General features: G+C 57.3%; 22 protein-coding genes. 14 read left to right on the top strand and 8 right to left on the bottom strand.

What is annotated here, in order from left to right:
• The 5 genes from sucD (at window position 1) to lpdA (ending at window position 7,407) form a co-directional block, all read left to right on the top strand.
• Window positions 1-915, top strand: coding sequence for a succinate--CoA ligase subunit alpha (gene sucD / locus LB462_RS09895; RefSeq protein ID WP_224507410.1), 915 nt, complete (start codon window positions 1-3; stop codon window positions 913-915).
• An 88-nt stretch (window positions 916-1,003) separates the two neighbouring features.
• Window positions 1,004-4,024: a 2-oxoglutarate dehydrogenase E1 component gene (locus LB462_RS09890; protein WP_224507408.1), complete on the top strand. Its 3,021-nt coding sequence runs from the start codon at window positions 1,004-1,006 to the stop codon at window positions 4,022-4,024.
• Window positions 4,025-4,058: 34 nt separating this feature from the next.
• The gene (gene odhB, locus LB462_RS09885) at window positions 4,059-5,354 is read left to right on the top strand and encodes a 2-oxoglutarate dehydrogenase complex dihydrolipoyllysine-residue succinyltransferase (RefSeq protein ID WP_224507406.1); all 1,296 of its coding nucleotides are present in this window, start codon (window positions 4,059-4,061) and stop codon (window positions 5,352-5,354) included.
• Window positions 5,355-5,437: 83 nt separating this feature from the next.
• Window positions 5,438-5,965 (top strand): hypothetical protein, encoded by a 528-nt coding sequence (locus tag LB462_RS09880; protein WP_224507405.1) that lies wholly within the window; start codon window positions 5,438-5,440, stop codon window positions 5,963-5,965.
• Window positions 5,965-7,407, top strand: a complete 1,443-nt coding sequence (lpdA, locus tag LB462_RS09875; RefSeq protein WP_224507710.1) for a dihydrolipoyl dehydrogenase — start codon at window positions 5,965-5,967, stop codon at window positions 7,405-7,407. Before LB462_RS09880 ends, lpdA begins: the two co-directional genes overlap by 1 nt.
• Window positions 7,408-7,470: 63 nt before the next feature.
• On the opposite strand, the gene LB462_RS09870 is transcribed toward lpdA, so the two are convergent.
• From LB462_RS09870 to LB462_RS09860, 3 genes are all read right to left on the bottom strand, one after another.
• Window positions 7,471-7,770, bottom strand: a complete 300-nt coding sequence (locus tag LB462_RS09870; protein WP_224507403.1) for a hypothetical protein — start codon at window positions 7,768-7,770, stop codon at window positions 7,471-7,473.
• Window positions 7,771-7,900: 130 nt separating this feature from the next.
• Entirely contained in the window at window positions 7,901-8,968 is a 1,068-nt protein-coding gene (locus tag LB462_RS09865) for a TraB/GumN family protein (RefSeq protein ID WP_224507401.1), read from the bottom strand.
• 63 nt (window positions 8,969-9,031) lie between these two features.
• Entirely contained in the window at window positions 9,032-9,988 is a 957-nt protein-coding gene (locus LB462_RS09860) for a tyrosine recombinase XerC (protein ID WP_224507399.1), read from the bottom strand.
• Window positions 9,989-10,112: 124 nt separating this feature from the next.
• Between LB462_RS09860 and rimM the strand changes: the two genes are divergently transcribed.
• From rimM to leuC, 6 genes are all read left to right on the top strand, one after another.
• Complete coding sequence (rimM, locus tag LB462_RS09855; RefSeq protein WP_112525052.1) at window positions 10,113-10,694, top strand: ribosome maturation factor RimM; 582 nt, start codon at window positions 10,113-10,115, stop codon at window positions 10,692-10,694.
• Window positions 10,691-11,401 carry a tRNA (guanosine(37)-N1)-methyltransferase TrmD gene (trmD, locus tag LB462_RS09850; RefSeq protein WP_224507396.1) on the top strand — a complete coding sequence of 237 codons (711 nt, stop codon included), beginning with the start codon at window positions 10,691-10,693 and terminating at the stop codon, window positions 11,399-11,401. The genes rimM and trmD overlap by 4 nt, the downstream gene beginning before the upstream one ends.
• Window positions 11,402-11,600: 199 nt before the next feature.
• Window positions 11,601-12,053, top strand: a complete 453-nt coding sequence (gene rplS, locus LB462_RS09845; protein ID WP_112525226.1) for a 50S ribosomal protein L19 — start codon at window positions 11,601-11,603, stop codon at window positions 12,051-12,053.
• Window positions 12,054-12,227: 174 nt separating this feature from the next.
• Window positions 12,228-13,022, top strand: a complete 795-nt coding sequence (locus LB462_RS09840) for a transporter substrate-binding domain-containing protein (protein ID WP_224507394.1) — start codon at window positions 12,228-12,230, stop codon at window positions 13,020-13,022.
• An 80-nt stretch (window positions 13,023-13,102) separates the two neighbouring features.
• Window positions 13,103-13,846 (top strand): amino acid ABC transporter permease, encoded by a 744-nt coding sequence (locus LB462_RS09835; RefSeq protein ID WP_224507707.1) that lies wholly within the window; start codon window positions 13,103-13,105, stop codon window positions 13,844-13,846.
• Window positions 13,847-13,963: 117 nt separating this feature from the next.
• Complete coding sequence (gene leuC, locus LB462_RS09830) at window positions 13,964-15,373, top strand: 3-isopropylmalate dehydratase large subunit (protein ID WP_209998945.1); 1,410 nt, start codon at window positions 13,964-13,966, stop codon at window positions 15,371-15,373.
• Between the two features lie 217 nt (window positions 15,374-15,590).
• Here the strand turns inward: leuC and queF are convergent, their stop codons facing one another.
• From queF to LB462_RS09805, 5 genes are all read right to left on the bottom strand, one after another.
• The gene (queF, locus tag LB462_RS09825; RefSeq protein WP_224507392.1) at window positions 15,591-16,049 is read right to left on the bottom strand and encodes a preQ(1) synthase; all 459 of its coding nucleotides are present in this window, start codon (window positions 16,047-16,049) and stop codon (window positions 15,591-15,593) included.
• On the bottom strand, window positions 16,046-16,432 hold the full coding sequence (locus LB462_RS09820; protein ID WP_224507390.1) for a 6-pyruvoyl trahydropterin synthase family protein: 387 nt from the start codon (window positions 16,430-16,432) through the stop codon (window positions 16,046-16,048). Before LB462_RS09820 ends, queF begins: the two co-directional genes overlap by 4 nt.
• 104 nt (window positions 16,433-16,536) lie before the next feature.
• Window positions 16,537-17,190: a 7-carboxy-7-deazaguanine synthase gene (gene queE, locus LB462_RS09815; RefSeq protein ID WP_224507388.1), complete on the bottom strand. Its 654-nt coding sequence runs from the start codon at window positions 17,188-17,190 to the stop codon at window positions 16,537-16,539.
• A complete protein-coding gene (gene queC, locus LB462_RS09810; protein ID WP_224507386.1) occupies window positions 17,187-17,897 on the bottom strand; it encodes a 7-cyano-7-deazaguanine synthase QueC in 711 nt (236 codons plus the stop codon). Before queC ends, queE begins: the two co-directional genes overlap by 4 nt.
• 81 nt (window positions 17,898-17,978) lie before the next feature.
• The gene (locus LB462_RS09805) at window positions 17,979-18,383 is read right to left on the bottom strand and encodes a hypothetical protein (RefSeq protein WP_224507383.1); all 405 of its coding nucleotides are present in this window, start codon (window positions 18,381-18,383) and stop codon (window positions 17,979-17,981) included.
• 189 nt (window positions 18,384-18,572) lie between these two features.
• Between LB462_RS09805 and LB462_RS09800 the strand changes: the two genes are divergently transcribed.
• The 3 genes from LB462_RS09800 (at window position 18,573) to sdhD (ending at window position 20,200) form a co-directional block, all read left to right on the top strand.
• A complete protein-coding gene (locus LB462_RS09800) occupies window positions 18,573-19,046 on the top strand; it encodes a GNAT family N-acetyltransferase (RefSeq protein ID WP_114429624.1) in 474 nt (157 codons plus the stop codon).
• 361 nt (window positions 19,047-19,407) lie between these two features.
• On the top strand, window positions 19,408-19,806 hold the full coding sequence (sdhC, locus tag LB462_RS09795; protein ID WP_209998954.1) for a succinate dehydrogenase, cytochrome b556 subunit: 399 nt from the start codon (window positions 19,408-19,410) through the stop codon (window positions 19,804-19,806).
• Window positions 19,807-19,816: 10 nt separating this feature from the next.
• A complete protein-coding gene (gene sdhD / locus LB462_RS09790) occupies window positions 19,817-20,200 on the top strand; it encodes a succinate dehydrogenase, hydrophobic membrane anchor protein (protein WP_112525076.1) in 384 nt (127 codons plus the stop codon).
• Window positions 20,201-20,207: the final 7 nt, after the last annotated feature.

Below are 20,207 nucleotides of genomic sequence, written 5' to 3'. Positions count from 1 at the left end.
ATGTCTATTCTGGTTAACAAAGACACCAAGGTTCTCGTTCAGGGCCTCACCGGCAAGACCGGTACATTCCACACCGAACAGGCTTTGGCCTACTACGGTACTCAGATGGTCGGCGGCATCCATCCGAAAAAGGGTGGCGAGACCTGGGAAGGCAATCTGCCGACTGGTTCGAGCGCGCAACTGCCGATTTTCGCTACGGTTGCCGAAGGTAAAGATCGTACCGGCGCCAATGCGTCGGTCATCTACGTTCCGCCTGCAGGCGCAGCAGAAGCAATTCTGGAAGCCATCGAGGCAGAGATACCTCTGATCATCTGCATCACCGAAGGTATTCCTGTCATGGACATGGTTCGGGTCAAGGCGCGCCTCGACCGTTCCACCGCGCGTCTGATCGGCCCGAACTGCCCTGGCGTCCTGACGCCGGAAGAATGCAAGATCGGCATTATGCCGGGTAACATCTTCAAGAAGGGCTCTGTGGGTGTTGTATCGCGCTCCGGAACACTTACCTATGAAGCAGTGTTTCAGACGACGAACGAGGGCCTCGGCCAGACGACTGCAGTCGGTATCGGCGGCGATCCTGTAAAGGGTACCGAGTTCATTGACGTACTCGAAATGTTCCTTGCCGACGAAGCGACCAAATCGATCATCATGATCGGTGAAATCGGCGGCTCGGCTGAAGAAGATGCAGCGCAGTTCATTGCCGACGAAGCAAAGCGTGGCCGCAAGAAGCCCATGGCTGGTTTCATCGCCGGGCGTACGGCACCTCCCGGACGCACGATGGGTCATGCCGGCGCTGTCATCTCCGGCGGCAAGGGCGGCGCGGAAGACAAGATCGCAGCGATGGAAGCCGCGGGTATCCGCGTTTCGCCTTCGCCAGCACAGCTTGGCAAGACATTGGTCGAAGTCCTCAAGGGCTGAGACGTTAACATAGCGAGAATGGATCGGGACGGTAGGCGCCCCGGTCAACCACCAGAAAAGGAGACGGAGCAGGGCTCCGGTCACGAACATGGCACGTCAAGAACAGGCCAACGATCTTTTCGCTCTCACCTCATTTCTCTATGGCGGCAATGCCAATTATATCGAGGAATTGCACGCGCGTTACGAGCAGGATCCGGCATCGGTGGATGCCGAATGGCAGGAATTCTTCGCCAACCTCAACGACAGCAAGGCTGACATCATCGCCAATGCCAAGGGCGCTTCCTGGGAGAAGCCGAATTGGCCGATTACCAGTAATGGCGAGCTCGTTTCAGCGCTAGACGGCAACTGGGGCGAAGTTGAAAAGCACATCACCGACAAGTTGAAGGCCAAGAGTGCCAACGGTGCAGCAGCAACCAATGGCGCTGCCGTTGCCCTTCAGGTGCCAGCGTCAGATTCGGATATCATCCATGCTGCCCGCGATTCCGTGCGCGCCATCATGATGATCCGCGCCTATCGCATGCGTGGTCACCTGCATGCCAAACTTGACCCGCTCGGCCTTGCCGAAGTCAAGGAAGACTATAATGAGCTGTCGCCCGAGAGCTATGGTTTCTCGCCGGCTGACTACGACCGCAAGATCTTCATCGACAATGTGCTGGGTCTCGAATATGCGACGATCCCGCAGATGCTCGACATCCTGCAGCGCACCTATTGTTCGACCATCGGCGTCGAGTTCATGCACATTTCCGATCCGGTGGAAAAAGCCTGGATTCAGGAACGAATCGAAGGTCCGGACAAGGGCGTCGCTTTCACGGCGGAAGGCAAGAAGGCCATCCTGTCGAAGCTGATCGAGGCGGAAGGCTTCGAGCAGTTCATCGACGTCAAGTACAAGGGCACCAAGCGTTTCGGCCTCGATGGTGCGGAGTCGCTCATCCCGGCACTGGAGCAGATCGTCAAGCGCGGCGGATCCATGGGCTTGAAGGAAATCGTTCTCGGCATGGCGCATCGCGGCCGGCTCAACGTTCTCAGCCAGTTCATGCGCAAGCCGCACCGCGCGATTTTCCATGAGTTCAAGGGCGGTTCCTATACGCCGGATGACGTTGAAGGTTCCGGTGACGTGAAGTACCACCTTGGTGCGTCGTCGGATCGCGAGTTCGACGGCAACAAGGTCCACCTGTCGCTGACAGCCAATCCCTCGCACCTCGAGATCGTCAATCCGGTCGTCATGGGCAAGGCGCGCGCCAAACAGGACCTCATTGTCGGGCGTGATCGCGATGAGATTGTGCCGCTATCTGAGCGTGCCAAGATCATGCCGCTGCTTCTGCATGGCGATGCGGCGTTCGCCGGTCAGGGCGTTGTCGCCGAATGTCTAGGCCTGTCAGGTCTGCGCGGCCATCGTGTTGCCGGGACGGTACATTTCATCATCAACAACCAGATCGGTTTCACCACCAATCCACGCTTCTCGCGTTCCTCCCCCTATCCATCGGATGTGGCGAAAATGATCGAAGCGCCGATTTTCCACGTCAATGGTGACGATCCGGAGGCCGTTGTTTATGTGGCGAAGATTGCCACCGAATATCGCATGACGTTCCATAAGCCAGTCGTCATCGACATGTTCTGTTATCGCCGGTTCGGCCACAATGAAGGTGATGAGCCCGCATTCACGCAGCCGATCATGTACAAGACGATCCGCAGTCAGAAGACGACGGTGCAGGTCTATTCGCAGAAGTTGATCGACGAAGGGCTCATCACCGACGCTGACCTCGAAAAGATGCGGGCCGCTTGGCGCGAAAATCTCGAACAGGAATTCGAGGCGGGTCAGCACTACAAGCCGAACAAGGCCGACTGGCTCGACGGTGCTTGGAGTGGCCTGCGGACGGCCGACAATGCCGATGAACAACGGCGCGGCAAGACCGGGCTGCCGGTGAAGACCTTGAAGGAAATCGGCAGGAAGCTCGCCGAAGTTCCGCCTGGGCTCAATGTGCACAGGACTATCCAGCGTTTCCAGGATAACCGCGCCAAGATGATCGAGACCGGCGAAGGGTTCGATTGGGCGACTGCCGAAGCTTTGGCATTCGGTTCGCTGGTCACGGAAGGCCATCCGGTGCGCCTGTCCGGCCAGGATGTCGAGCGAGGCACGTTCAGCCAGCGTCATTCGGTGCTTTATGATCAGGATACCGAAAAGCGCTACATCCCGCTCAACAATCTGCAGAAGGGCCAGGCTATCTACGAAGTCATCAATTCGATGCTTTCGGAAGAGGCCGTGCTTGGTTTCGAATATGGTTATTCGCTGTCGGATCCGCGAGCGCTGACCCTGTGGGAAGCGCAGTTCGGCGATTTCGCCAATGGTGCGCAGGTCATCTTCGACCAGTTCATCTCGTCGGGTGAGCGCAAGTGGCTCCGCATGTCAGGTCTCGTCTGCCTTCTGCCGCATGGCTATGAAGGTCAGGGGCCGGAACATTCCTCGGCCCGGCTCGAGCGTTATCTGCAGCTTTGCGCCGAAGACAATATGCAGGTCGCGAACTGTACGACGCCGGCTAATTACTTCCATATCCTGCGCCGTCAGATGAAACGCGATTTCCGCAAGCCGCTTATCCTGATGACACCGAAATCCCTGCTGCGTCACAAGCGTGCCGTCTCCTCGATTGGAGATTTCACGGGCGATTCATCGTTCCACCGCTTGCTGTGGGATGATGCGCAGCTCCTCAAGGATCAGCCTATCAAGCTGCAGAAGGACTCGAAGATTCGCCGCGTGGTGTTGTGCTCCGGCAAGGTCTACTACGACCTTTACGAAGAGCGCGAAAAGCGCGGCATCGACGATGTCTATCTCCTGCGTGTCGAGCAGCTTTATCCGTTCCCGGCAAAGGCCCTGATCACCGAACTCTCCCGCTTCCGCAACGCGGAAATGGTCTGGTGTCAGGAAGAGCCCAAGAACATGGGCGCCTGGGCATTTATCGATCCCTATCTGGAATGGGTCCTCGCGCATATCGACGCCAAGCATCAGCGCGTCCGTTACACCGGACGTCCGGCTGCAGCCTCGACGGCAACGGGCCTGATGTCCAAACACCTTGCACAGCTTGAAGCATTCCTTGAAGATGCTTTGGGTTCATAATTGAACAGTAGACGATCAACGGAAGAACGAGAAAATGGCAACCGAAATCCGCGTCCCAACGCTGGGCGAATCCGTTTCCGAGGCGACAATTGGCAAATGGTTCAAAAATGTCGGCGATGCGATTGCCGTTGATGAGCCGTTGGTCGAACTCGAAACCGACAAGGTGACAATCGAGGTGCCGGCATCGTCTGCCGGCTCGCTCGCTGAAATCACTGCAAAGGAGGGCGATACGGTCGAGGTCGGTGCCCTGCTCGGTATGATCGGTTCCGGCGATGGCGCTGTAGCTGCTCCCGCCAAGAAGGCGGAGGCAAAGCCGGAAGCTACCGCGCAGGCTACGGGCAGCGCTGCTGCTGCTACAACCAAGGAAGCAGAAGCAAAGACCGCCGAAGTCGCCGGTGAGCCGGCCATTACCGAACGCAAACCAAGCGAGATGCCGGCTTCCCCTGCTGCATCCAAGATCCTTGCCGAGAAAGGTGTTTCCCTCTCTCAGGTCGAAGGGTCCGGCAAGCGCGGACAGGTGCTTAAGGGTGATGTGCTTGATGCCGTTGCCAAAGGCATCACGGCCCAGCCCGCTGCGACGGAGGCACCCAAGCCTGTTGCCGCTCGTCCCGCTTCGTCCGCCGACGACGCATCGCGCGAAGAGCGGGTGAAGATGACCCGCCTGCGCCAGACGATTGCGCGCCGGTTGAAGGACGCACAGAATACGGCCGCCATGCTGACCACCTATAATGAGGTGGATATGTCGGCCGTCATGGATCTGCGCAATCGCTACAAGGAAATTTTCGAGAAGAAACATGGCGTCAAGCTCGGCTTCATGGGCTTTTTCACCAAGGCCGTAACGCATGCGCTGAAGGAAGTACCTTCGGTCAACGCGGAAATCGACGGCAACGATATCATCTACAAGAACTTCGCTCATGTCGGCGTTGCTGTCGGCACGGATCGGGGCCTTGTCGTTCCGGTCGTGCGCAATGCCGACCAGATGTCGATCGCCGAGATCGAAAAGGAAATCGGCCGCCTCGGCAAGGCTGCACGCGATGGTGCGCTGTCTATGGCTGACATGCAGGGCGGTACGTTCACCATTTCCAATGGCGGCGTTTACGGTTCCCTGATGTCCTCCCCCATACTCAATGCGCCCCAGTCGGGTATTCTCGGCATGCACAAGATCCAGGATCGCCCGGTGGTCGTTGGCGGGCAGATTGTCATTCGCCCGATGATGTATCTGGCGCTGAGCTACGATCATCGCATCGTCGATGGCAAGGAAGCGGTGACCTTCCTTGTTCGCGTCAAGGAAAGCCTGGAGGATCCGGAGCGTCTTGTTCTTGATCTTTAATAAATACGACGGTGCTGGCTTTTGTTCCCGTAAGGGGAGGTTAGTCGGCGCCGTCGTGTCCAAATCCGAGAGTTAGAATATTGATGGATTCGAACGTTCATTCCCGTTCTGCACTTATTCTGGCTGCTCTCTTGGGGTCGGCTCTAATTACTGCTCCTGCTTTTGCCGCCTGTACGCAGGATCGTGCGATCTACACTGACAGGGATGATGCTTTTACACTGAGGTTCAAGCATGTTCCCGAAGACAAGCCTGTCATGACATCGAATGAATTCTCCATCGAGATGAATGACAGCGATCTGAAGCTCGATGGCGTGGTCATGTGGAATGAGGGCGTTGCAAGACCCAATGGCATCATCATGTACAAGTGCCCCACTGGCGATGTTACCGGCGACGAACTGCAGGCATGCACCGTTTGGCGTGGCGTCATCTATGCCTTGAAGGAGGGAGCCGACGCCGACCTCCTGCCGCAAGCCAAGGAACCGGCTGCGCAGGCTCTGCTCCTGCCGGATTTTTCCAGCTCCATGAGCAACTTCAATTTCAAACTTGAAAAACCCATCGAGACTTTTCCCTGGGAAGTCTTCCGCTTTAAAGAATGCGTGCCTGAACAGTAATTTTCTGGGCAACGTCGCAAGAGAAGGAATCAATCATGGCATATGATGTCGTTGTCATCGGAACAGGTCCGGGTGGCTACGTATGCGCGATCAAGGCCGCGCAGCTTGGCCTCAAGACCGCGGTGATCGAGAAGCGCGCTACTTTCGGCGGAACCTGCCTCAATATCGGTTGTATCCCGTCAAAGGCACTGCTGCATGCCTCGGAAGTGTTCCATGAGGCGGGTCATTCCCATGCCACTTTAGGTGTCGATGTCGGCACGCCAAAGCTCAATCTTCCTGCCATGCTTGCCCATAAGGATGCAACGGTCGAGGCCAACGTCAATGGCGTTGCGTTCCTGTTCAAGAAGAACAAGATCGACACGTTCATGGGCACAGGCAAGATTTTGGCGGCCGGCAAGGTTTCCGTGACTGCCGAAGACGGCACGGTTCAGGAGATCGAAACGAAGAACATTGTCATCGCCACCGGTTCGGATGTCGCGGGCATTCCCGGCGTCAATGTCGAATTCGACGAGAAGGTCATCATATCGTCGACCGGCGCCCTCGAGCTCGAAAAAGTACCGGAGCGCCTCGTCGTGGTTGGCGGCGGAGTCATCGGGCTTGAGCTTGGCTCGGTTTGGGCGCGCCTCGGATCGAAGGTCACAGTCGTCGAATATCTGGACAAGATTCTCGGACCGATGGATGGGGAAGTCTCGCGCCAATTCCAGCGCATGCTGGAAAAGCAGGGCATCGAGTTCAAGATGAGTGCCAAGGTGACCGGCGTCGAAAAGTCCGGGAAGGGCGCAAAGATCACGTTCGAGCCGGTCAAGGGCGGCGAAGCCCAAACCATCGAGGCCGACGTAGTGCTCGTCTCGACGGGCCGCAGACCTTATACGGATGGTGCAGGCCTGAAGGAAGCCGGTGTTGCCGTCGATGATCGCGGACGTGTCGCCATTGATGATCATTGGCAGACGAATGTCCCGGGTATCTATGCCATTGGCGATGTTGTCGAGGGGGCGATGCTGGCGCACAAGGCAGAGGACGAGGGCATTGCCGTTGCCGAGATCCTCGCCGGCCAGGTGGGTCACGTCAATTACGACGCAATCCCGAGCGTGGTCTATACGCAGCCGGAAGTGGCGTCTGTCGGCAAGACAGAGGAAGAGCTGAAAGCAGCCGGTATCGAATACAAAGCCGGCAAATTTCCGTTTACGGCCAATGGCCGTGCCCGTGCCATGCTGCACACCGACGGATTTGTGAAAATCCTGGCGGACAAGGCGAGCGACCGGGTGCTCGGTGTTCATATTCTGGGTTATGGCGCTGGCGAAATGATCCACGAAGCAACCGTGCTGATGGAATTTGGTGGTTCTTCAGAGGATTTGGCGCGCACGACACACGCTCATCCGACCATGTCGGAAGCTGTGCGCGAAGCCGCTCTGGCGACTTTCTTCAAGCCGATCCACATGTAACTACTTTTTCAACCGTATCGAAAAGGCCCGGATATCCGGGCCTTTTTTGTATGCTCCCGCTAATTATTGAGCGGGTGCAGGAGCCGGAGCTGTCGGTGCAGGTGCAGTCGCTGCCGGCGGCTCAGGTGTAGCCGGTGCCGGTGCAGGCGCCATTGTGTCAGTTGCAGCAGGCGGTGTCGGAGCGGTCGGGCTCATACCAACGTCGCTGCGGTTGAGGAAGAAGTAGCCGCCGATCACCAACGCGGCAATGATAATCCCGGCGATCAGGAAACCACTGCCACCACCGCTCTTCGCGATGGTTGATCTCGGATTGCTCGGATCGCTTTCCATCGGCCGCTGTTGCAGGTTTGGATCGTATGTCATTTCGTGTCCTCCATGACTTTTCAGTACCATTCCGAGGAGAACAACGACTATTGGCCAGGAAAGTTCCGAAATTGCCCGGTGGCGAACTCACGATATTTTTTGGCCTTGGCATCAATACTTGGTAAAACTATCACTCGGCAGTGATTGTATAACCCCTGCTTCTCAGCAGTGAAACGAGACCTTGCTCTCCGGGCAAGTGCAAAGCACCGACTGCTATGAAAGCATTGCCCTTGGCCACGATTGGCACGGCACGCTCCGCCATGGTCCGGTTGCGCGCATTGACCATCTTCTCCTCGAATTCCGCATAATTCTGGCCGCTTTCGGTGCCGTCGGGAGATACCGAGCGCATCAAAGGGAAGATCATGCCGATATCGCCTTGCGTATAAAGTACGGTCATCGTTTCGAAGACGTCCGGCAGTTTCGACCCGAGCGTCAGCGTCTCGATCAATCCGTCGATGTGAAACTGTGTTGGCAACGACGCCATGGCGCCGAGTTGATCCTTGATAGTCTCGAGCCCGGCAATCTGCTTGCCCTGTGCCTTGGCGTCTTCCGCCAGCTTGATATCGAGAAAGGCTGCACCTTCCTTTTTTCGGGCGAATTCACATGCCGGCATGGCGAGCATGCTGGTCAGCATCCAGGGCTGCATGCGATTGACGGCGGCGAGCGAAATACCCCGCTCTGAAAGCGCAGTTTTCACCGTATCGAGCTTGTCTTTGGGAATGATCTTGTCCAGCGTGTTGCCGTCCATGAACATCATCAGTTCCGGCGTTTCGGCCAGGACCTTCATTGGGGCCTTCGGGTCCAGGACTTCATCTGTTTCAATCACGACGATATCGGCGCCCCGATAGGCGGTCTCCGCCGTATCGGAAAGCTTGAGTACGCGCGGATCGGTCAGATGCATCGTGCCGTAGAGATAGGATGGTTCTACGCCGGGCTTCTCGATTTTCCACAGAAGGCCCTTGCCGTTTACGGTATCCGCGGCCTCCTTGCGCAGAGCATCGAGCTTTGCCGGATCGGTCCTTGCCATTTCCGCGATCAGATCATGGCCGCCGCACGAGACCTCTTCGGCTCTGGCGCGTGTCACACTGAAAGACACCACGAAGAGCGAAGCCAACAGCAGCCAGCTCAATATCAGGCACAGCCGCAAAAGGCTGTCTGCGATATGATCAAGCGAAGTGAGATTATCGGTGTCGTTCATGCCTGGTATCTATCCGTAAGCCTGCGGAGAAAGCGTTAATCTCCGCCGGTAAATTGTCCGTATTCAGGCGCGGGGATGCGCTTTGGCGTAAATTTCCATCAATCGCTCCGTATCGACGCCGGTATAGACCTGCGTCGTCGACAGGCTGGCGTGGCCGAGCAACTCCTGGATCGTGCGCAGATCGCCGCCGCGTCCCAGCAGGTGCGTGGCAAACGAATGGCGCAAGGCGTGCGGTGTCGCCGTGTCGGGCAGGCCAAGCGCGCCGCGCATCTTCTGCATGTCACGCTGGATGATGGCCGAATGCAGTTCGCCGCCACGCGCACCGCGAAACAGCGGCTTGCCCTCTTCGAGTTGGTAAGGACATAGGGCGCGATATTCGGCAACGGCCCTGTGCACAATTGGTAGCAATGGCACCATGCGGGTCTTGCCGCCCTTGCCAGTAATCAGAATCGAGCGCGCATCCGGATCGGCCAATGCGCCGCCATCGAGGCCGAGCGCCTCGGAGATGCGTAGCCCGCAACCGTAAAGCAGGGTCAGAACCGCGGCATTGCGCGCGGCGATCCACGGCGCTTCATTCAGCTGTTCGCCCTTCTCGACGACACGCCGTGCATCCACCATCGTCAGCGGCTTGGGTAGCGATTTCGGCTGGCGCGGCGCCCGCATGGCGATCGAAGCGGCAGCGTTGGCCATGCCCTGCTTTTCGAGGAAGCGCAGGAACGAGCGTATGCCCGCAAGCCCGCGACCGAGCGTACGCGCACCGGCACCATCATTGCGCCGCCGTGCAAGAAACGAACGCAAATCGGCGATCCGCAGTGTCGCTACGTCCTTGAGTGCTGGAGGCTCGCCGAGATGTCCGGTAAGAAACTGGAAGAACTGGCGCGTGTCGCGTTCATAGGCCTCCAATGTGTTCGCTGCCAGCCGCCGCGTGTTCTTCAGCGATTTCAGCCAGTTTTCTCGCGCATCAATCAGATCCGGTCGGGCAGAAACAAGAAACGGCTCGGTTTGTGGTTGGACGCCCATGGCATCGCTCCTCGGCTAATATGCCGGGACAATGCCACATGACTTCTTACAGAGTCGTTTCGCCTTGGATTTATTGGCTGTTTGCTCTAATTCGAGGCTGAACGCGTAAAGGTGGAAGAAACTGATGGCGAAGTTGAACGATCCGGTGCAGTTGGCGGTGATCGGTGCGGCGCATGGCACGCGCGGCGAGCTCAGGGTGAAAACCTTCACCGGCGATCCAATGGCGCTGGCGGATTACGGTCCGCTTTATGACGTGACCGGCAGGCCTTTCGAGGTGCTTGATATCCGACCGGCGAAGACGGTGGTCGTCGTGCGCTTTCGCGGGGTGAACGATCGGAATATGGCTGAGGCGCTGAATGGCACGACTTTGTTCATAGACCGCTCGCAACTGCCGCAGGATCTGGACGAGGACGAATATTACCACTCCGACCTGATCGGGCTCGACGCGATCGACGCCGAAGGCAACAAGCATGGCAAGGTATCGGCAATGTTCGATTTCGGCGGCGGCGATTTACTCGAGCTGACCATACCGGGCAAGCGCCCGATGCTGATCCCGTTCACGATGCTCGCGGTGCCGCATGTGGATATCAAGGCCGGTCATATCATTATCGATCCCGCGGCCGCCGGGCTCATACCCGACGAGAACGAAGATGAGGAACGCCGCCGGCAACTCGGCGGTGAGGATGGCGGGAAAAAGCAGCCATGACCGGGGCAGAATGCGGATTTCGCGCCACTGTGCTGACGCTATATCCGGAAATGTTTCCGGGACCGCTCGGGGTGTCGCTTGCCGGAAAAGCGCTTGTGGACGGGGCATGGTCACTGGAAACGGTGCAGATCCGCGATTTCACCACCGACAAGCATCGCATGGTCGATGACACGCCAGCTGGCGGTGGCGCCGGCATGGTCATGAAAGCAGATGTTCTCGCCCGCGCGGTCGATCATGTGGCTGACGGGCGTCCGAAACTTTACATGAGCCCGCGTGGTAAAACCCTGACCCAAGCCCGTGTGCGGGAACTCGCTGCAGGGCCGGGTGCGATCATGCTCTGCGGACGTTTCGAGGGCGTGGACGAACGGCTGATCGAGGCCCGGGATTTCGAAGAAATCTCAATCGGAGATTACATACTTTCCGGCGGCGAGACTGCTGCAATCGTCGTTCTCGATGCGATCGTCAGGCTCCTGCCAGGTGTGATGGGCAATGTCATGTCCGGCGAGACCGAGAGTTTCGAGACCGGGCTTCTTGAACATCCGCACTATACCAAGCCGCAGGAATGGGAAGGGCGGCGCATTCCCGATGTGCTCCTCTCCGGCAATCACGGCGTTATCGATAAGTGGCGGCGTTCGGAAGCAGAACGGTTGACGAAGGAGCGCCGGCCGGATCTTTGGCAGGCGCACAGAGCTTCATTGCAGAAATAGCCAAGCAAAAAGAATCGTCTGTGTAGGTGACAAACCGGGTTTTATGGTGTATCAGCCCGCCAACTCGGGAAATACCCGGTCCATTAATCAATGAATGGTGAATTCGCTCCTGCTTCGTCGGAGGCATAGGAATGTGGCCAAGTTGCTATGTTTCAAGTGTCGAGCGCTCTGACTGTTTGAAAAACAAAGGATGAAGACGATGACCGTCGATATTATTCGTCAGCTCGATCTCGAACAGAGAGCAAAAATCGAAGCCAAGCGCGTACTCCCGGATTTCCGCCCAGGCGACACCGTTCGTGTAAACGTCCGCGTGACGGAAGGTACCCGTACCCGCGTTCAGGCCTATGAAGGCGTTTGCATCGCCCGCAACGGCGCTGGCATCAACGAGAACTTCACGGTTCGCAAGATTTCCTATGGCGAAGGCGTCGAGCGCGTATTCCCAGTCATTTCTCCGCTGGTTGAAGGCGTCGATATCGTTCGTCGCGGTAAGGTACGTCGCGCCAAGCTTTACTATCTGCGTGGCCTCACCGGTAAGGCGGCTCGTATCGTCGAGAAGAAAGACAACCGCAAGAACAAGACAACCGTTCCTGCAACTGGTGCAGCCGAGACAGTATCGGAAGCAACTGTTGCCAAGGCACCTGCCGCTGAATAAGCGCGGTCCCTATCATTTTGAAAAAGGCGGTCTTCGGGCCGCCTTTTTTGTTTGCCGCGCAAAATATCATCTGTCTTCACGGCGCAGAAGGAACAGACGTGCTTGCGCGGGGATTGACGAGCCAATGACAAGGTGAAATCTGTTTCCGACGCAAACACGTGACAGGGGTTTGAGATGAACTTGCGATCCGTTCTTTTGGCAGGGCTAGTACTTGCCCTGACGCCGTTTTCTGCCTTGGCCGCGGAGTTGCCCGATCTTGGCGGCAAGAAAGTCGCGGTCGTGACGGAGAATGCCTATCCGCCCCTGCAATTCGTCGACCCGAAGACCGGCAAGGCCGTCGGCTGGGAATATGACGCCATGAACGAGATCGCCAAACGGCTCAATTTCAAAGTCGAGTATCTCAACACCAGCTGGGACGCGATGATTCAGGCCGTTGCGGACAATCAGTACCAGATCGGCATGACCGGCATCACCATCAATGACGAGCGCAAGCAGAAGGTGGATTTCTCAGAACCCTATATGCGTTCGGAGCAGTTCATGCTCGTGCGCGGCGACGAGAGCCGCTTCACCGATCCGAAAAGCTTCGCCGACGCCAAGGATACGCTCGTCGGTGCGCAGCCCGGCACCAGCAACTTCTATGTGGCCGTCTACAATGTGTTGGACGGCAATGAGCAGAACCCGCGCATCAAACTGTTCGAGACGTTCGGCGCGACCATCCAGGCGCTGAAGACCGGAGATGTCGATCTCGTTCTTACTGACAGCACGGCCGGCAAGGGCTATGTCGACGCATCGGGCGGTGCCTTGAAGCTGATCGGCGGGCCGCTTGGCGCCGAGGATTTCGGTTTCATCTTTCCGAAGGGGTCAGACCTCGTCGCGCCAGTCAATGCAGCCATTGCTGCGCTGAAAGCGGATGGCACATTCGGTGCGCTCAACAAGAAATGGTTCCTCGACTACAAGCTCGGGCAGTAATCCCGACAGTGCCAGACAACACGAAGAGCAGGGGGCCTTCCGAGAAGAGTGATTTCCCGTGGTGGCTGCTTGCGGCGGGGATGATTGCCGTTGTACTCGGCATCGCCATTCTCGTCAGCCCGATCTACGGTCAAGTCTTCACTACGGTCTCGCAGGGTATCTGGATTACGGTCTGGGTTTCGCTGCTGGCCTTCTTCCTCGCGTCGGCCTTCGGTCTTCTCCTCGCGGTGATGAGCCTTTCAGAACATGTCGCTGTCAGGCAGATCGCGCGGTTTTATGTCGAGATTGTTCGCGGCATCCCCTTGCTGGTGCTGCTGTTCTATATCGCTTTTGTCGGCGCGCCGGCCGCAGTCTGGCTGTGGAATTTCATGACGCAGCCGCTGCAATCGGCAGGGCTTCTAGATCCATTGCAAGTTCGCGATTTCTCTTTGCTCTGGCGCGCGATAATCGCATTGATGCTGGCCTATGCGGCCTTTCTCGCCGAGATTTTCCGAGCGGGCATCCAAGCCGTGGACAAGGGGCAGATCGAAGCCGCGAAAGCGTTGGGCCTCAGGCGGTTTCAACGGTTCCGGCTGATCGTCATGCCGCAGGCGATCCGCACCATCCTGCCGCCTTACGGCAATGATTTCATCTCGATGGTGAAGGATTCTTCGCTTGTCTCGGTTCTCGGTGTCGTCGACGTCACGCAGATGGGCAAGGTCTATGCCTCGGGCTCGTTCCGCTTCTTTGAAACCTACTCCGTGGTCGCCTATATATATCTGGTTCTGACAATCAGCCTGTCACTCGGGCTGCGCTGGCTGGAACGCCGTTTGAATCGCCGTTAATCCAGGAAACAGCGGCGCTTTGTCGCCGGATTATTACTTTTTTCGCTTGTTTCTTGACGTAACTGGACCTCGAGTGCATATGTCCACGAAATAATTGGAAAGTCTGAGGATATCGCAATGTCTGCGCCACGCACACTCTATGACAAGATATGGGATGACCATCTGGTCGATAGTCAGGAGGACGGCACATGCCTTCTCTACATCGATCGTCATCTTGTCCACGAAGTGACCAGCCCGCAGGCTTTCGAAGGTCTTCGCCTCACTGGCCGCAAGGTTCGCCATCCGGAAAAGACACTCGCCGTCGTCGATCACAACATCCCGACCTCGCCGGACCGGACCAAGCGTATCGAAAACAATGAAAGCCGAATCCAGGTCGAAGCCCTTGCCAAGAATGCGCTGGATTTCGGCGTCGAATACTATTCGGAAAAGGATATCCGTCAGGGTATCGTCCACATTATCGGGCCGGAGCAGGGTTTTACCCTGCCGGGCATGACGATCGTCTGTGGTGACAGCCACACCTCCACCCATGGCGCTTTCGGCGCCTTGGCACATGGTATCGGCACATCGGAAGTCGAGCACGTTCTCGCGACCCAGACGCTGATCCAGTCGAAAGCCAAGAACATGCTGGTGCGTGTCGATGGCGTGCTGCCGGCTGGTGTGACCGCCAAGGACATCATCCTTGCCATCATCGGCGAGATCGGTACTGCGGGCGGCACCGGCTATGTCATCGAATATGCAGGCGAAGCCATTCGCGCGCTGTCGATGGAAGGTCGCATGACCATCTGCAACATGTCGATCGAAGGCGGTGCCCGCGCAGGTCTGATCGCACCGGACGAAACGACGTTCGCCTACGTCAAGGACAAGCCCCGCGCTCCGAAGGGCGAAGCCTGGGACATGGCACTCGACTATTGGAAGACATTGCAGAGCGATGAGGGTGCGCATTTCGACAAGGTCGTCGTTCTGAATGCAGCCGATCTGCCGCCTATCGTTTCCTGGGGTTCTTCGCCGGAAGACGTCATTGCCGTCACTGGCGCCGTGCCGAACCCGGACGAGATTCCGGATGAGACCAAGCGCTCATCGAAGTGGCGCGCGCTCGACTATATGGGCCTGAAGCCCGGTACACCGATCACGGATATCAAGCTTGATCGTGTGTTCATCGGTTCTTGCACCAATGGCCGTATCGAAGATCTTCGTGCTGTCGCCAAGGTCGTCGAGGGACGCACGGTTGCAGCAACCGTGGATGCGATGATCGTGCCCGGGTCGGGACTCGTCAAGGAACAGGCGGAAGCCGAAGGGCTCGATAAAATTTTCAAGGCTGCGGGTTTTGACTGGCGCGAGCCGGGCTGTTCCATGTGCCTTGCGATGAACGATGATCGTCTGAAGCCCGGTGAGCGTTGCGCTTCGACATCGAACCGTAACTTTGAAGGCCGCCAGGGCTTCAAGGGCCGCACGCATCTCGTGTCGCCAGCCATGGCAGCAGCCGCGGCAATTGCCGGACATTTTGTCGATATAAGAGAGTGGAAATAGGCTTCTTTATCTCCCCCCCTTGTGGGGGAGAATGTGATTTCAGCATCTTAGCCCTTGCTAAGTGCTAGAAATCACAAGAGAGGGGATAGTGTATTGTGGGTTCAAATCCCCTCACTTGGATTTTCTAAGAATTTAGCAAAGGGGCAAAATTCAAGAAAATCCTTTCTCTCCCGCAAGGGGAGAGATAATCGGCATTAGCCGTCCCCACTATGAATAATCACCGCCCCCTATAGGCCGGGACACCCTGATCCGGCAGCCATAAGCCTTCGGGTACCGGACCCGTCTGCCAGAATACGTCTATCGGAATACCGCCGCGTGGATACCAATACCCGCCGATGCGCAGCCACAGCGGCTTGACCGCTTCGACGATGCGCTTGCCGATTCCGACCGTGCAGTCTTCGTGAAAAGCCCCGTGATTGCGGAAACTGCCGAGAAACAGCTTCAGTGATTTGGACTCGACCAGCGTCTGGTCCGGCGCATAGTCGATGACCAGATGGCCAAAATCCGGTTGGCCAGTCACGGGGCAGAGCGAGGTGAATTCCGGGCAGGCGAAGCGTGCCAGGAAAAGCGTTCCAGCCTGCGGGTTCGGGACGGCATCGAGGATCGCCTCATCCGGATGCTGCGGGATTTTGACATCCTTGCCGAGCATCGTCGCCTGTTCTGCATAATGACTCATGCTGCTTTCCTTTCCATCTCGAACTCGCCCTGATACTCGCAGCCCTCGCCGCAGGTGTCCCTGTAGACGCCGACCTCTGCCAGACCGGGCAGAGACAAGGCAAAGTGCCGCCACAGCCACATCGCGATGTTTTCAAGCGTTGGCGTTTCAAGCCCTTCGATTTCGTTGAGATAGCGATGATCGAGTTTCTCGAGTGCGCTGTCGAAGGCGCTTTTGACAGCGCCAAGATCGGAGATAAGGCCGGTCCTCGCATCTGGTTTTCCTTCCAGCGTCACGCGAACCCGAAAGCTGTGTCCGTGCAGACGCGTATTGATGTGTCCGTCGGGAAAGACGTGCGGCAAATGATGTGCCGCTTCAAACGTAAATTCGTTGAAGATTCTCATGGTTGTCCTCGTTCGCATTGGCGCAATACAAGCGCCCGCAAAAGCAATTCCAGCAAAGTGTCTACGGTTTTGCGTTCGGAATTGCGGTAAACAAAGGGCTCACCTCAAGGCAAACCCAGTATCTTGTGTGTCTGCGTGCTCAGCCGCCAAAGCGGATGCGCGAGGCAATAGGCCGCTGCAGATGCCACATGCGCGGCGGTTTGCGCCGGATCGCCGATGACGTCAAGAGGCTGCAAATAGAAATGCTCGAAAGAGAGCTGCTCAAAGCGTGATGGATGCGTCTCGGCTTCCTTCTGGGGATAAACCAGTTTGAGCTCGTTACCGCTGGTCTGAACGAGCGGTGCGGCTGCCTTGGGCGATACACAGATCCAATCGAGCCCGGCCGGCGCCGCGATGGTGCCGTTGGTCTCGATACCCACTTCGAAACCGCACGCATGAAAGGCGTCGATCAGGGTCAAGTCGAGTTGCAGCAAGGGCTCACCGCCGGTGCAAATGACATAAGGCTTGCCGCCAGCATTTTGTGGCCAAGCTGCTGCCACCGCCTCCGCCAGAACAGTTGCTGTTTTAAACTTGCCGCCGCCCGGACCATTTATGCCGATGAAATCCGTATCGCAGAATTTGCAGATCGCTTCTTCGCGGTCGCGCTCGAGCCCGGACCACAGGTTACAGCCGGCAAAACGCATGAACACGGCAGCGCGACCCGTATGATTGCCCTCGCCCTGCAGGGTCAGGTAGATTTCCTTGACGGCGTAGGTCATGCGACTTCTGCCTTGAACTTCTGCCACCCTTTCGAACGCAGTTCGCAGGCCGGACAGCCGTTGCAGCCATAGCCCCACTCATGCCGCTGCGAACGATCGCCGAGATAGCACGTATGGGTGTGCTCGACGATCAGATCCAGCAAAGCTTCGCCGCCGAGATCTTCCGCCAGTGCAAAGGTCTCGGCCTTGTCGAGCCACATCAAGGGCGTTTCGATCGTTATGCGGCGGTCAAGTCCAAGCGACAGAACAACTTGTTGGGCTTTCAATGTGTCATCGCGGCAATCGGGGTACCCGGAGTAGTCGGTCTCGCACATGCCGCCTACGATTACCCGCAGGCCACGGCGATAGGCCAGCGCACCGGCGAGCGTGAAGAACAGCAGATTACGGCCGGGCACAAACGTATTCGGCAAGCCGTTTTCCGCCATCTCGATCGCGATATCCTGGGTCATGGCTGTCGATCCAAGCTGGCCGATGATGCTTGCGTCGAGCATATGGTCGTCGCCAAGCCGCGCAGCCCATTCCGGAAATTTCCCGGTAAGGGCACTGCGGAATTGCCCGCGCACCTCGAGTTCGATCCGGTGCCGCTGGCCATAGTCGAATCCGACCGTCTCAACGCGGTTGAAGCGCGATAGTGCCCAGGCGAGGCAGGTCGCCGAATCCTGCCCGCCGGAAAACAGGACGAGTGCGCCGTCGGAGCTGCGAGCCATATCTTGTTACCTCTTGAAAGCGGCACCCTTTACAGGGCGCTCGCTAGCGAGGCAAATCAAATCGCAGCGGTGGATCGTTGTTCAGCAGCCGGGATGGGCAAGGATGATCGTCGAGTTACGATCGATGCCGTACTGGTAGCCGAGACCCTTGACCATGATCGGGCTGTCGCAGCTTGTGTTGGGCGGCGGAATTACACCGATCACCATCGGATCGGCTGGCGGAGAGATGATCGCCGGTTGCTTTCCGCCGCGCCGATAGACGGGGACCTCGCGCCGGATCTGTTTGCCGATCACATCCGATTTCGCCGCGGCGCCGCCGACGAAGATGATCTTGGACCCGCCCGATTCGTAATAGACGATGTTGCCGTACTCATCCCCATAGGAGTTGCTGGCGTTGATTCTGTTTTCAGCAAAAGCCGGGGCAGCCAAACCGATCGAGAGAGCGAGCAGAGGCCATTTGAAGAAGGCAGTTTTCTTAGCCAGCATGACACATTCCCTTAACGATCGAACCGTTCTACAGCCAGATTAACCTTTTATTAACAATTGTCATCCGCCCGAAACCTAATCAAATCGATTTTCATCCCCGGCGCAGGTTGACGTGCTGGCTGCAATCAACCAATCCTCCGATGTATAAGAACACCCTGCTCAGGCAGTCACAAAGGGACGGATGCGACCATGACCAAGAAAAGCGCGGACGAGCACGCCATCGACATTTCCTTGCTGCACCTCAGCCATGCCCATGAGTTCGCGCCTCTCCTTGCCAGCTATGCCCAGGCGTTGAAGCGGGGAGCACCGCGCCGTCCGGACGACTACTACGCCGAGAACCTGTTGCGGGATCGCACGGCGGAAATCGCGGGCGCCCGGCTCGATGGCGTTCTTGTCGGCTTCGTCATTTTCTACGATCTGCCAGAGCCCGTGTCCGGCATGCGCGCCGGTCAGGTCGATCATATCTATGTGCATCACGATCATCGCGGCAAAGGTATCGCCAAGGCATTGATCGATGTGCTCGCCGACAAGGCCGAAGAACGCGGCTGGACCAAGCTCTCGCTCAATGCGCCGCGTGTTCCCGAAGATGGCCGCAAACTCTACGAACAGGTCGCGGCGCCTGCCGACTGGACCAGTTTCATCATCCGCTTCGGCAATCAGTAACCCGGGGGCAACTCCGGATTGTTGTCGCACATGGAAATATCCTGAGAACGACCCGACCTGTCGCGTACGACTATCGTATAAATGCCTGTCTTGAGCCTCGCAATTCGAGACTCGGGCGATTTATTTTGCAGGGCACGCGTGCCAGATTTGACCCCTGAAACAGGCGTTTTTACCGCTTTAAACGATTGAATTTTAAGCAGAAACCTTATTGACTTGCTATTCAAGCCAATTCGCCGCATGAGGGTGCGGAATGGGGCTTTGACGCAGTGCAAAAACCGGATTAAAACCCCTCTAAATTGCCTTTATCCAGCCTTTCGGCCCTGCCCGTCTAACCAGATGTGGCGCTACCCTCGGGGACGCTATGAGCAAGACAAATCTACATGCAAACCGGCCGCTGTCGCCGCATTTGCAAATCTACAAACCAATTCCAACCATGGTCATGTCGATCGTCCACCGCATCACCGGCTCGGCGCTCTATGTCGGCACGCTGCTGGTCGCCTGGTGGCTGATCGCAACAGCGACAAGCGAGCGGCAGTTCGACATCGTCAACATGGTCTATGGTTCGTGGATCGGCCTTCTGGTTCTGCTCGGTTACACCTGGGCGCTTATTCATCACATGATCGGCGGCATACGCCATCTGATCTGGGATACCGGCCGCGGCCTCGAGAAGGACACGACCACGAAGATGGCCTGGGGTTCGCTCGTTCTTTCCGTCGCATTGACGATCCTGGTCTGGATCGCCGCATTCACGATAGCTTGAGGAGGCGGATATGAGCGATATGCGCACGCCGCTTAAAAAAGTTCGCGGACTTGGTTCTGCGAAAGAAGGCACGGAACATTTCTGGCGTCAGCGCCTGACTGCGATGTCGAATATTCCGCTGATCCTGTTTTTCATCGGGCTGATCCTGTCCCTGCATGGCGCAGGCTATGTCGAGACAAAGGCCGCCCTGTCACACCCGCTGACTGCCATTGTGCTGTTGATGGTGCTCGTCTCCGGTCTCTATCACATGCGCCTCGGCATGCAGGTCATCATTGAAGATTATGTACACGGTGAAGGCGCGAAGGTCGTGCTCTTGATGCTCAATACGTTCTTCGCCCTTGGCGTCGGTATTGTCTGCATCTTTGCGATCCTCAAGCTGAGCTTTGGAGTTTAAACTCTAC

The sequence above is a fragment of the Phyllobacterium chamaecytisi genome (genome assembly GCF_020164455.1).
Lineage (GTDB): Bacteria > Pseudomonadota > Alphaproteobacteria > Rhizobiales > Rhizobiaceae > Phyllobacterium > Phyllobacterium chamaecytisi.
The sequence above is the reverse complement of the archived record's forward strand: the minus strand, read 5'-3'. Positions and strand labels throughout refer to the sequence as shown.